Raw genomic sequence first — 12,152 nt, 5'->3', positions numbered from 1 at the left:
CCCCCCCCCCCCCCCCCCCCCCCCCCCCCCCCCCCCCCCCCCCCCCCCCCCCTTTTAGATGTGTATAAGAGACAGGTTCATCAGCTAGCACTGCAGGAAACATTGAGGCCGGTGATACTTTAGAGATCAACATGAAGCGCGGAGCCCTTGCCGGTGGTCAGCGTGTCGATGGCAGCTTCTATAATCAAGGGACCTTGGTTGGCAAAAACAAGATAAAGATCGATACAGACGGGAAATTCGGCAATTACGGCAAAATGATTTCGGACAACACTGTAGAAATCCATACCAAGTACTAATCCAGAGCCAATACTGAGGCGATAAATACCCCTATCACGTCTATTAGCATCGCGAGATAGGTAATAACAAGCTGATAGCCATGTTATCAATGGCTATCAGCTGTTTTTCACTCCTGCCTATCTTCACACTGCACCCGATTAAAGAAAAATCATATTAATAAGGAAGTTAACATGCGTTTTCGCTTTCTCAATGCCTGGTTATTGCTTATTTTCACCCCACTGGTTCAGGCAACTGAAAAAGGCCAGTTTATTGAGCAGCAAATGAGCCACCAGCAGGAACAGGAAAAAGCACGCTACAACCAATTGGAAACCGTAGGTAAAGACGTTCGCTCCGCTGGCAGCGCAGGACTAAGCACCCACATCGACTTTCCCGAAGAACAACCCTGTTTCCCTCTACAACGGGTTGAACTGAATAAGGACGACAAGATCCCTCATTGGATACCCTTGCACAAACTGACAGAACAGGCACAAGGGCGCTGCCTGGGGATCCAAGGGGTGAAAACGCTCGCGACCGCCTTGCAAAACAAGCTGATTGGACATGGCTATATTACTACCAGGGTCATGATCCCTCAGCAGAATTTGACGCAAGGGCTTCTCACTCTGGATATCCTGCCCGGCACCATTGGCAACGTCAGGTTGACCGATGACAGCGATCAGTACGTCAACTTGCACACCACCTTCCCTGGCAGCCAAGGGGATCTGCTGGATCTGCGTGCGATTGAGCAGGGGTTGGAAAACATGCAACGCATTCCTGATGTCGTTGCCAACATTTCACTCCACCCAGGGAGTAAGGCGGGTGAATCCGACCTGGAAATAACCCGCGAACAACCCTCATTCTGGCGTTTGGGCGGTTGGCTGGATGACTCAGGCAGTAAACAAACCGGCCGCTATCAAAGCGGCCTGGCTTTATATATTGATAACCCGACCTCGATGAACGATCTGTTCTACGTTTCTGCCGGTCGTGATTTGCAGTTCCAATCGACCCGTCATTCTAATAACGGCTCTCTGTACTATTCGGTGCCCTACGGCTTCTGGTCATTGGACTTATATGCTAGCCGCAGCGAATATGTACAAAATATCCATGGTATCTATACCGATTTTTCCTACCGCGGCAAGTATCGCAACCTTAGCTTAAAAATCAATCGCCTCTTGTATCGCAACGCGAGCCAAAAAAACACGCTCAGCTTTCAAGTCCTCAAGCGTAACTCGCATTTTTATCTGAACGATACGGAGCTGCAGTTACAACAGCGTAATATGGCCAACTGGAGCATTGAGTTCAATCACCGCCACTACGTCGGCCAGTCTATTGTCGATGCCATGTTGAGCTATCAGCGTGATACCGCCTGGTTTGGTGCCGAAAGACCGGTGGACAGCGCTCCGTCAAGCCGCATCGTCAACCTGGATATCAGCACCTATACGCCATTTACCGTGCAAGATCTGTCACTGAGTTATCAATCCCGCTTTCGCCAGCAATACAGTCCGGACCGCCTGACCACCCAGGATCAATTCAGTATCGGTAACCGCTGGACCGTACGTGGTTTTGACGGTGAAATGAATATGATGGCCAACAAGGGCTACTCCCTGCGCAATGACCTGAACCTGAACCTGCCAAAACTGGGGCAGCAATTATACCTCGGTATGGATTATGGCCGGGTGAAAGGAGACGGTAGTAACGACTTTGCCGATGGCCACCTGCTTGGTAGCGTTGCCGGTATTCGAGGGAAGGTAAAAGCGGTCGGTTATGACGCCTTCGTTGGGGTGCCGCTCTCCAAGCCTGATAATTTCACCACCAGCCCGGTCAACCTAGGCTTTACGTTACAGTGGCAATTTTGAAGACGTTAATGACAAAGGGCGATGTTTATCATCGCCCTTTGATGGTGAGAACAAGCTCAGACCTTAGCCATCACCTGTGACGGGCTGACCTGCCATTCAAACTTGCCGACGCTGCCATCCTCTGACAGATCGACATTAGCGATGGCGGAGGTAGCAAACATTGGCGGGCATTCTCCAGGGCACAGCTCGGCCACCAGATAACCCACCAGCGGTAGATGGGAAACCACTAACACCGCACCGATACCCTCTTTTGCCAGCGCCTGCAGATAACAGCTCACCAGCCCAGCGTCGCCCCCAGGAGTCAGCTCAGGCAGCACTTCTTCACCTTCCGGCAGCGTTAACGCTTCGCGTACCGTTTCCAGCGTCTGCTCGGCCCGCAAATAGGGGCTGACCAGCACTCGTTCAATATCCACAGACTTGGTGTTCAACCAGGCCGCCATCTGACGTGACTCATCACGGCCACAAACGGTAAGAGGCCTTACCGAATCGCTGGCTGCATCAAGTGCCGCCTCTCCGTGACGCATAATCAAAACTTGCATATTGCACCGCTGTTGTTGACAAAATAACGCTATACAGAAACGCCGAGCGTGCTGTATCGCCGAGTTGCACTCAAGAACACAGGCCTGCTTCAAACGATAACGCGCCGTCTCTCTATGGCGGCCGGGCATTTTGCCTGAAAGTTCGCGTAAAGAAAACGCTGTTTTTTACAACATTTGCGCCCTTACACAAATTCATCGCTGACATAACAACCAATTCAACGGGTTAAATTTTAACCTTGTTGCTATGAAATTTTGGTAGCGCTGAGTGAGCCACCCACCAAAACGCTACGTTACCCCTCCCCAATCTCCCTGTACAGCTTCCGGGATTGCCCTAATTGCAAGGAGTGATGGCGATCACAGTGCGGCCCTGATCAAACTGTAGCGCAAACCGGGCCGCCATGCTGGTTAACTGCCTTGCGGATAGAAGCGTTCCCCCTGCTCCGCCATGCGCTGCAGACGTTCACAAGGAGCAAAATACTCACCGTATTGCTGTTGCAGGTAGCGCAGGGTTTTTACCACTTTCTCCGCGCCTAGCTCATCCATATAGCGGAACGGGCCGCCAAGGAACGGCGGGAAACCAATGCCAAACACCGCGCCGATATCACCGTCTCGTGCGCTGCGCACCACGCCTTCATCCAGGCAACGCGCCGCCTCGTTGAGCATCATCATCACACAGCGTTGGGCGATCACCGCATGCTGAATATGTGCCTTGCCGGTGATACCCAACAGTGGATAGATGCTGCTATCAGCGCTCTTGCGTTTCTGGCGTGACCTATTGCCCTCGGCTGGGTACAGATAAAAACCACGGCCATTCTTGCGCCCTTTGCGGCCGTCTTTCAGCACTGCGTCGAACGCCGCTGGAGCGGCAAAGCGTGGCCCCAGCTCCGCCGTCAGGATCGGGATAATCTTGGTGCCAACGTCGATACCCACTTCATCCAACAGCATGATGGGGCCCACCGGGAAACCAAAATCGACCAAAGCCATATCAACCGATTCGATAGGCTCGCCTTCCAGCAAGCATCGCGCCGCCTCATTAATATAAGGAGCGAGAATACGGTTCACGTAAAAACCAGCACGATCGGCGACCACGATCGCCGTTTTCCCCTGTTTGTGGGCCAGAGCAACGGTGGTGGCAATGGTTTGTTCGCTGGTAGTGGCATGCGGGATCACTTCGACCAACGGCATTTTATCCACCGGGCTGAAGTAGTGCAGGCCAATAACCTGCTGCGGCCTGGCCGCCTGCGCCGCGATTTGGCCTATCGGCAATGATGAGGTGTTGGAGGCGAATACGGTATGCGGCGCGGCATACTGTTCAATATCGGCCACCATCTGCTGCTTGAGCGCGATATCTTCAAATACCGCCTCTACCACGATGTCGATCCGTTCAAAACCGCTGTAATCGGTGCTGCCTGAAATCAGCATCATCTGTTTCTGACGCTCTGCCGGACGCATGCGTTTGCTGCGTACCCGCTTGCCCAACAGATCCCAGGTGTATTTCAACGCATGGTTGATCCCCTGCTCATTCACGTCTTTAATGCGCACCGGTAGCCCGCCACGAGTCGCCGTGACGCAGGCTATACCGCCGCCCATCAAACCACCGCCAAGTACGCCGACGCGCTGTAATTCATGGGGTTGGGCATCCCCGCCGCGCTCTTTTTTCAGCGCCGTAGAGGCAAAGAACAGGCTGCGTAATGCGGCAGACTGGGAAGACATCGCCAGTTCACCGAAGGCGCGGGCCTCCGCTTCATAGCCGCTGGCACTGCCATGATCCAGACCAGTGCGCACCACTTGGATAATACGCTCCGCTGCGGGGTAGTTACCGTGGGTTTTCTCCAGGGTCTTCTTACGCACGATGCTGAACAACAGGCTTCTGCCCAACGGACCGTTAAGCAGGCGTTCCTGCCATGGTAACGCACGGCGCGATTTCCAACCCTGTTTTACACGCTCAATGGCGGTTTGCAGCAGAATGGATTGCGGTACGGCCTCGTCCACCAGGCCCATACGCAGCGCCTGACGCGCGCGAACGTGCCTGCCCGTCAGCATCATATCCAACGCTTTGCTGGCACCAATCAGACGGGGTAAGCGCTGGGTACCCCCAGAACCAGGCAGCAAACCCAACTGGACTTCCGGCAGGCCAAGCGCCGTTTTGTCATCCAGAGAACAGACGCGGCTATGGCAGGCCAAAGCCAACTCCAGCCCGCCTCCAAGGCAAGCACCATGAATAGCGGCAACCACCGGCACCGGGAACGCGGCAATCTGTGCCAGCGTGCTCTGCCCCTTCTTCGCCAGCGCTTGTGCCTCTTGGGCCGTATGGCACGCGGCGATCATGGTGATATCTGCACCGGCAATAAAGGAATCTGGCTTGCCGGAGAGGATCACCAACCCTTCCAGGGTAGCAAGCTGCTGCGCCTTGAGCAGCACGTCGTTGATCTGCTCAACAAACTCTGCCTTCAGCGTATTGACCTTCTCCCCCGGCACATCGATGGTGATCACGCCAATATTATCCGGGCGCAAGGTCAGATGAAATGTCGAAGGCTTGGCACGCTGCTCGTGCAATGCGTTCTCGAAACTCATTTTTCCACCTCCACGATCATCGCAGCTCCCAAGCCCCCGGCTGCGCAGGCAGTGGCCAGCCCCAGACCGCCACCGCGCCGTTTAAGCTCGTGTAACGTCTGGGTGATCATGCGCGCACCGGTCGCGGCGAACGGGTGTCCGTAGGCGATAGAGCCACCCAACACGTTGAATTTATCCATATCCACCTCGCCGATCGCCTGCTCACGCCCCAGCTTCTGCTGGGCAAACTCGGTGCTGGCGAACATTTTCAGGTTGGCCAGCGTTTGCGCCGCAAAGGCTTCGTGCATATCGATCAGGGTCAGGTCGGCCAGGGTAATACCGGCACGATCCAGCGCCAACGGGGTGGCATAGGAAGGGCCGAGCAACATATCCTCCCAGACATCAATGGCGGCAAAGGCGAAGCTGCGCAGGTAGCCTAGAGGCTCCAGGCCGAGCTCTTTCGCACGGGACTCGCTCATCATCAGCACCGCTGCCGCACCATCGGTCAGTGGCGTACTGTTGGCGGCCGTGACGGTACCGTGTCGGCGATCGAATGCCGGTTTCAAACGGGCATAAGACTCCAGGCTGGAATCTTTGCGGACGTTGTTATCTTCGGCCAACGGGGTTTTATACGGCGGCACATAGGCGGTCATCACTTCATCGCGCAACAGCCCCTGCTCCCAGGCTTTAGCGGCCAGTTGATGTGAACGGTGTGCCAAGGCATCCTGCTGCTCGCGAGTAATGCCGTGGGTTTTCGCCATTTGCTCGGCGGTATCCCCCATGCGCAGACCGGTAGAGTATTCCGCCACGGCGGGCGGTACCGGCATCAGATCGCGGAACTTAAGTTTACTGAACAGTTTCAAACGCTGCGACAACGTGCGGGCCTTGTTGACGTCCACCAACGTGCGAGCCAGCGCCTTGCTAACGCCAATCGGCAGCACGGAGGAAGAATCCGCCCCACCGGCAATGCCGATACTGATACTGCCGGCCATGATGCTTTCCGCCACGTTGGCAATCGCCTGGAAGCTGGTGGCACAGGCACGTGAAACGCTATAGGCATCGGTGTGCACGCTCATGCCGGTGCCAAGTACAATTTCCCGCGCAATGTTGGGCGCTTCGGGCATTTGCACCACCTGGCCAAATACCAGTTGCTCAATCAGGGCGGGATCGATGCCACTACGCGCCAGCAGCTCGCTCACCGCCGTCTTGCCAAGATCGACCGCAGGTATACCGTGATAAGCGGTAGCCTGCTTGGCGAAAGGGGTGCGCAGCCCTTGAACAATGGCGATACGGTCGCCGAGACGGGTAACCAGCGGCAATGCCTTACTCATAAACGCTCCTGAAGAGAGGCCGTCAACACAACGGACAAAAAGAGGTCTGACCTGATGAGGTCATTGTTAACCAAATGTTTACATTTGGCAAACCGGCAGAAGTGAAAACTGAGAGCGGGAGCAACTTTCTGGTAGGGGGTAAAGCGGTGCGGATACCAGCAGGGGCGGATATTACGCCCCTACGGGATCGGGTCGGGATTAACGCAGGCCGAGCTGGAAGATCATGGTTTCTGCCTGGCAGGAGAAGGTGAAATCCACATCCAGTTGCACGCCGCCGTCAACCGGTTTAATGCTACTGCTGATGTCACAAGGCTCGGACTCCACGCCGCGCGCCTTTTCAGTCAGTGCTGCCAGGGTTTGCTCTGCATCTTGCTGATTGGCAAACACTCGGCTGTAGGAAGCGGTGCAATCGGTGTTATCCATCACGGTTCCGACATCGACACAGCAGCAGGCCGCAGTTTCCTGAGCGTTACATTTATTGATTGCATCTGACATAGTTGAAATCTCCTCACGGGCCGCAGTTAAGCTCGCCCAAATAGCCATTTATGATCTGGCGCAAATAAACAAAATTCTGTGTTTATTTTACTCCTCGGGCTTGCCAATCACTAGCCTTACTTTTTGTAAGCACTTTAAGTGACGGAAATCACATAACTAAATCGCTTCGCGGTAAAAAAACATAAGAGTTTTGTTATGTGCAGGTCATTTTTTGTTATGTGGATCTCTTTTCTGATATCAATCTGGAAATATTTCAAAAACAAACTTGCAACATCTTAACAGGTCAGACCTATAATTCAGCCACTGGTCTGATTTGTCAGATTGATAACGGACCCTACAATCGCGCGCTCCATGTTACTTTGTGTAACATTGTTTAAATAATAAACACATAAAATGAGGTTTTGGTCATGAGCCAGAAAAACCTATTCACTAAATCAGCTCTCGCAGCTGCAGTGGCAATTATTTCTTCAAACGTATATGCCGCAGGATTCCAGCTGAACGAGTTTTCGGCAGCTGGTTTAGGGCGAGCCTATTCTGGCGAAGGCGCAATGGCGGATTCCGCTGCCTCGGCAAGTCGTAACCCGGCAACCATGATGATGTTTGACCGCCCTTCTCTCACTGCGGGCGCCGTTTTTATTGATCCAGACGTTAACATTACCGGCACATCGCCTTCAGGCCGCAGCCTGGATGCGAAGAATATTGCCCCGACCGCCTGGGTACCCAACCTGCACTACATTCAACCGCTGAATGACCAATGGGCCGTCGGCGCTTCCGTGACCAGCAACTATGGCCTGGCTACCGAATACAACGAGGGCTACACGGCTGGATCCGTCGGTGGGACTACAGACCTGACCACCGCCAATATCAACCTGAGCGCAGCTTACCGTCTGAACAAACACTTCAGCTTCGGTCTGGGCTTTGATGCAGTGTATGCCAAAGCCAAAATCGATCGTTATGCCGGTGATTTACCGCTGCTGATCGCCGGTTCAGGACAACTGCCTCCGGCGCTGGCTGGCCAGGTAGCTAGAATCCCTGCCGATACCCAGATTTCTCATCTGGAAGGCAATAAATGGGGCTATGGCTGGAACGCAGGCGTGCTGTATGAAGTAGATGAAAACAACCGCTACGGCTTTACCTACCGTTCTGAAGTGAAAATCGACTTTGACGGTGACTACAGAAGTAGCCTGCCTTCCGCCTTTAACCCTCTGCTGGGGAAATTCGGCCTGCCAATGGGAACCGACGGCAACAACGTCCCTGGTTCTCTGACCCTGAATCTGCCAGAAATGTGGGAAGTTTCCGGGTATAACAAAGTGGCACCGCAGTGGGCGATCCACTACAGCATGGCCTACACCAGCTGGAGCCAGTTCCAGGAGCTGAGAGCAACCGACAGCAACGGCAACACCTTGTTCCAGAAGCATGAAGGCTTCCGTGATGCTTACCGTATCGCGCTGGGTACCACCTACTTCTACGACGATAACTGGACCTTCCGTACCGGTATCGCCTTCGATGACAGCCCAGTCCCAGCGGAAAACCGCTCTATCTCGATCCCGGATCAGGATCGCACCTGGATCAGCGCCGGTACCACTTACGCGTTCAATAAAGACGCTTCTGTAGACGTCGGGGTGTCTTACATGCACGGCCAGAAAGTCACCATCAAAGAAGGTCCATACACCTTCGAATCGAAAGGTTCAGCCTGGTTGTACGGTGCTGGCTTCAACTACCGTTTCTAATCTGCTTTCCTAGACAGGAACGTAAAAACGGCGGGATTACCCCGCCGTTTTCTATTGTGTTAACCCCCTCCAGCCGTAACTCAGGAAAGGTTTACCGTCGTGATGCTGTGCTCCGTTGACGGTGCATACGACTCCGGTTTTTGTTCCGCAATCTCTTCCTGCGCGACTACAGCGTCAGGCTCCGCCAACGGAACAACTGGCTGTGCCTGCGGTAAAGCCGCGGTCAACGCCTGCAATGAACCACCGCTGATACCGATTTCCTGTAGCAGGGAGTCGATAACCGGGGCGTGCGTACGATAAGCGAGAGCGGCAGACATCGCCTGCTCGGCCAGGTTGCCGCCACCGATCGAAGCCGCTGCCGCACCTGCAGCGCCAGAACGGTTCAACCCATCAACCTGCAGGATCTTGATCCCGTCGATAGCCTTCATCGGCTCAACGGACTTCTCGATGATCGCCGGCAGTGCCTGCAGCAACGCCAGTTTGAACTTCAGGCTGGTCTGATCGCTGGAAAGCATGTTGACCGCTTCGTTCAACGCGCGCTGGGTTTCCGCCTCTGCCAAGCCTTTCTTACGTGCGGCTTCGGCCAGTTCAATGATGGCAGCGGCCTGCAGCTCGGCGGCCTCTTTCTCCGCACGGGCTTTCAGCGTCAGTTGCATCGCCTCGGTTTCCGCCCCTTGACGGGCTTCGATCAGAGCAACCTGCTTGGCACGATCGGCTTCGGCGGTCTGGCGCGTGGTTTCCACGTTTTGTTCCGCTTTCACCGCTTCGGTCAACGCATCATTAGCGCGCGCCTGAGCCTGGGACTGCTGCTCGGACTTGGCAGCAATGGCGATGGCCTTATCCTGTTCGGCAATTTCCGTCACTTTTTTCTGCTCGATGGCGGCCATTTCCGTGACTTTATTCTGCTCGATCTCTTTGACACGGATTTCACGGTCCGCCTCTACCTTACGGGTCCGTACCGCCTGCTCACGCTCGATTTCCGCCTCCTGAATCTGACGCTCGGCGGAGATACGGCTCTGTTCGGCCTCACGGCGGCGCTCCGCTTCGAAGGTGGCGATCCGGGAGCTTTGCTCGGCGCTGCGGGTTTTGACCTGCTGCTCCTGCTCAAGCGACATGAAGGCTTCCTGCTGCTCGATCTCCAGCTTACGTGACATGGCATCGCGGTTTTTTTCGCGTACTGCGACCTCTACGTCCTGCTCAACTTCATTACGTTCGCGACGACGGCGTTCGGTTTCCTGCGTCAGCTTGGTCAGACCTTCAGCATCGAAGGCGTTGTTAGGATCGAAATACTCTTTCGAGGTCTGGTTAAAGTTGGTCAGCGACACGCTTTCCAGCTCCAGGCCGTTTTTCGCCAGATCTTCAGATACCGTGCTCTGCACGCCCTGCACGAAGTTTTCGCGCGTGTCTTGCAGGTCTTGCATGGTCATCTGCGCAGCGGTGGAGCGTAATGCGTCAACAAACTTGTCTTCCACCAGTTGGCGCAGATCTTCCGGTGACAGCGTACGCTGGCCCAAAGTCTGTGCTGCGGTGGAGATCCCTTCAATGGTAGGTTGCACACGGACGAAAAATGCCACCACTACGTCCACGCGCATTCTGTCCTTGGTGATCAGGCTGTCATGCATGGCACGGCTGACCTCCAGCTTCAGGGTCTTCATGTTGATTTCAACAATCTCATGGAACACAGGAAGGGAGATGGCACCACCACTCAGCACGACCTTGAGACCGCCCAGACCGGTACGAACCAACGACTGTTCTGCCGAGGCACGGCGATACAGGCGCGAAAAAATCAGTCCGATGATCAGCAGGACAACAAAGATGCCACCCGCAATCGACCCCCAAAACGTAAGACCATCACTAATTATCACTAGGGCTACCTCTCCGTAAGTATTATCAAAATAATTCCGTTAAAACCGCGTTCACAGCAGATCCGGCCAAGGGTTGGCACTGCCGCTGAAACGGGACCCGGAAATGCGGGCCGTCACCAGCACCTTGGCTCCACGCACAAAGGCGACGTCCTCCTCATCCGGTTCGATCAAAATGTAATGGGTACGCCCGTGCTCGTCAGTCAACCTGGCTTCTGCCGGGGTGCCCGCCGTGGCCGTGGCACCGGTCATAATTGCCATGCGGCCAATAAAGCTGTCCGTGGAAACGGCGCTGCTCTCGTCACGTGGCAAGTAGCGAGCAATGCCGCGGCCGCACCAGCGCACGCAGAATACGGCGACAATAAAGGCAACGATCACCGCCAGCCATACCGGTAATTCACCGCCTGCCAACCATTGCAGTATCAGGCCACTCAGTGAAAAACCGCCGAGAAACAGCACGATGATGACCAGCAGCGGCAAGCGCCCGATATGCAGCCAGCTCAGACCATGGGCGAAAACGTTCTCACCCAGGGTAATATCCGGATGGGAGTCTATAGCTGCGTCGAAATGGCTGGAAAGGGAAGCACCGAGAAACACCGCCAGCGTTTCCAGCACGCCGATAAACAGCAGCAGGAGCAGGGCGATCAAGAAAGGGGCATTGCCTGAAGAAAGTAGGTCCATATTGGCGTTCTCCGTGCGCATCACAGCGAAAATATCGCGGCAGCAGAAAACAGGCAGGAAAGAGGGGACAAAACGCGGTAAAAGGTGATGCAGCAATCCGCTATAAACGATCCTTGTTCCACACAAGCCGGTTCCCAAGCCACGGGCTCTGCCCTCCATGTAACCAGCGGCAGTCGCCTGGTGCAGATTTTAGCATTTACTGCACCGGCATCCCAGAAAATCCTCAAGAAAAATGATTATCATTTACATAAATAAAAAAGGATCCCCCAAACTTCCAGGATCCTTTTTCAAACGCCATTCACCACAGGATAAGTTGAAAAAAACCTAATCCTTAGTTGGCAGAGTCGATCTCATCCAGATCGCCCTGGATCGCCTTGGCATTTGGGTTCTCCTGCGGCTTGAGCACCCCGCCCTGCGCCAGGAAGTCATGGCGTTGGAAGTAGGCGTCACGCACCATCACATAAGGATCGGAAGAGTTGCGCAGCAACCCATCGGAATCCAGCAGCTGAGCACGGGTTTCAACCCCTTCCACTACCCATTTACCCGCCGACATCCAGAAGGTGAGGTAACTCAGCACCGGATAAACGGTATCTGCCCAGTCACCACCGTCTTCACGGATGGTGAAGCTACCGTAAACCGGTAAGTGGACATACGGGCCGTAACCTGTCTCTTATACACATCTGACGCTGCCGACGATGCCAACTAAAAAAAGTGGGGGGGGGGGGGGGGGGGGGGGGGGGGGGGGGGGGGGGGGGGGGGGGGGGGGGGGGGGGGGGGGGGGGGGGGGGGGGGGGGGGGGGGGGGGGGGGGGGGGGGGGGGGGGGGGGGGGGG

Annotated in this window: 9 protein-coding genes and 1 pseudogene; 3 read left to right on the top strand and 7 right to left on the bottom strand. The window is 55.1% G+C overall.

Features of this window, described 5'->3' with window-relative positions; genetic code table 11:
- Window positions 1-131: 131 nt before the first annotated feature.
- Both JHD74_RS24275 and JHD74_RS24270 read left to right on the top strand, forming a co-directional pair.
- Window positions 132-296: a hypothetical protein gene (locus JHD74_RS24275; protein ID WP_199063699.1), complete on the top strand. Its 165-nt coding sequence runs from the start codon at window positions 132-134 to the stop codon at window positions 294-296.
- A gap of 171 nt (window positions 297-467) precedes the next feature.
- Window positions 468-2,129: a ShlB/FhaC/HecB family hemolysin secretion/activation protein gene (locus JHD74_RS24270; RefSeq protein ID WP_199063698.1), complete on the top strand. Its 1,662-nt coding sequence runs from the start codon at window positions 468-470 to the stop codon at window positions 2,127-2,129.
- A gap of 56 nt (window positions 2,130-2,185) precedes the next feature.
- Here the strand turns inward: JHD74_RS24270 and sixA are convergent, their stop codons facing one another.
- From sixA to JHD74_RS24250, 4 genes are all read right to left on the bottom strand, one after another.
- Window positions 2,186-2,668: a phosphohistidine phosphatase SixA gene (gene sixA / locus JHD74_RS24265; RefSeq protein ID WP_024529159.1), complete on the bottom strand. Its 483-nt coding sequence runs from the start codon at window positions 2,666-2,668 to the stop codon at window positions 2,186-2,188.
- A gap of 405 nt (window positions 2,669-3,073) precedes the next feature.
- A complete protein-coding gene (gene fadJ, locus JHD74_RS24260) occupies window positions 3,074-5,242 on the bottom strand; it encodes a fatty acid oxidation complex subunit alpha FadJ (protein ID WP_199063697.1) in 2,169 nt (722 codons plus the stop codon).
- A complete protein-coding gene (gene fadI, locus JHD74_RS24255; protein WP_024529161.1) occupies window positions 5,239-6,552 on the bottom strand; it encodes an acetyl-CoA C-acyltransferase FadI in 1,314 nt (437 codons plus the stop codon). Before fadI ends, fadJ begins: the two co-directional genes overlap by 4 nt.
- 198 nt (window positions 6,553-6,750) lie before the next feature.
- On the bottom strand, window positions 6,751-7,047 hold the full coding sequence (locus tag JHD74_RS24250) for a YfcZ/YiiS family protein (protein ID WP_074032198.1): 297 nt from the start codon (window positions 7,045-7,047) through the stop codon (window positions 6,751-6,753).
- A 407-nt stretch (window positions 7,048-7,454) separates the two neighbouring features.
- On the opposite strand from JHD74_RS24250, the gene fadL reads away from it, so the two are divergent.
- A complete protein-coding gene (gene fadL, locus JHD74_RS24245; RefSeq protein WP_037435011.1) occupies window positions 7,455-8,777 on the top strand; it encodes a long-chain fatty acid transporter FadL in 1,323 nt (440 codons plus the stop codon).
- Between the two features lie 80 nt (window positions 8,778-8,857).
- On the opposite strand, the gene JHD74_RS24240 is transcribed toward fadL, so the two are convergent.
- The 3 genes and pseudogenes from JHD74_RS24240 to JHD74_RS24230 form a co-directional block, all read right to left on the bottom strand.
- Window positions 8,858-10,642 (bottom strand): flotillin family protein, encoded by a 1,785-nt coding sequence (locus JHD74_RS24240; protein WP_024529164.1) that lies wholly within the window; start codon window positions 10,640-10,642, stop codon window positions 8,858-8,860.
- 51 nt (window positions 10,643-10,693) lie between these two features.
- Window positions 10,694-11,320 carry an OB-fold-containig protein gene (locus JHD74_RS24235; protein ID WP_199063696.1) on the bottom strand — a complete coding sequence of 209 codons (627 nt, stop codon included), beginning with the start codon at window positions 11,318-11,320 and terminating at the stop codon, window positions 10,694-10,696.
- Between the two features lie 331 nt (window positions 11,321-11,651).
- Window positions 11,652-11,984: pseudogene (locus JHD74_RS24230) on the bottom strand (MlaA family lipoprotein); the annotation flags it as partial.
- Window positions 11,985-12,152 lie beyond the last annotated feature (168 nt).

Origin of the sequence: Serratia sp. ASV30, from assembly GCF_016428815.1 — a bacterium.
Lineage (GTDB): Bacteria > Pseudomonadota > Gammaproteobacteria > Enterobacterales > Enterobacteriaceae > Chania > Chania fonticola_C.
Note: the sequence above shows the minus strand (reverse complement) of the source record. Positions and strands in the feature narration are given on the sequence as shown.

Bases quoted from the DNA above. Each gene is read 5' to 3' on its own strand.
- fadI (WP_024529161.1), bottom strand. From the start codon at position 6,552: ATGAGTAAGGCATTGCCGCTGGTTACCCGTCTCGGCGACCGTATCGCC.
- fadL (WP_037435011.1), top strand. From the start codon at position 7,455: ATGAGCCAGAAAAACCTATTCACTAAATCAGCTCTCGCAGCTGCAGTG.
- JHD74_RS24275 (WP_199063699.1), top strand. From the start codon at position 132: ATGAAGCGCGGAGCCCTTGCCGGTGGTCAGCGTGTCGATGGCAGCTTC.
- JHD74_RS24250 (WP_074032198.1), bottom strand. From the start codon at position 7,047: ATGTCAGATGCAATCAATAAATGTAACGCTCAGGAAACTGCGGCCTGC.
- fadJ (WP_199063697.1), bottom strand. From the start codon at position 5,242: ATGAGTTTCGAGAACGCATTGCACGAGCAGCGTGCCAAGCCTTCGACA.
- JHD74_RS24270 (WP_199063698.1), top strand. From the start codon at position 468: ATGCGTTTTCGCTTTCTCAATGCCTGGTTATTGCTTATTTTCACCCCA.
- JHD74_RS24235 (WP_199063696.1), bottom strand. From the start codon at position 11,320: ATGGACCTACTTTCTTCAGGCAATGCCCCTTTCTTGATCGCCCTGCTC.
- sixA (WP_024529159.1), bottom strand. From the start codon at position 2,668: ATGCAAGTTTTGATTATGCGTCACGGAGAGGCGGCACTTGATGCAGCC.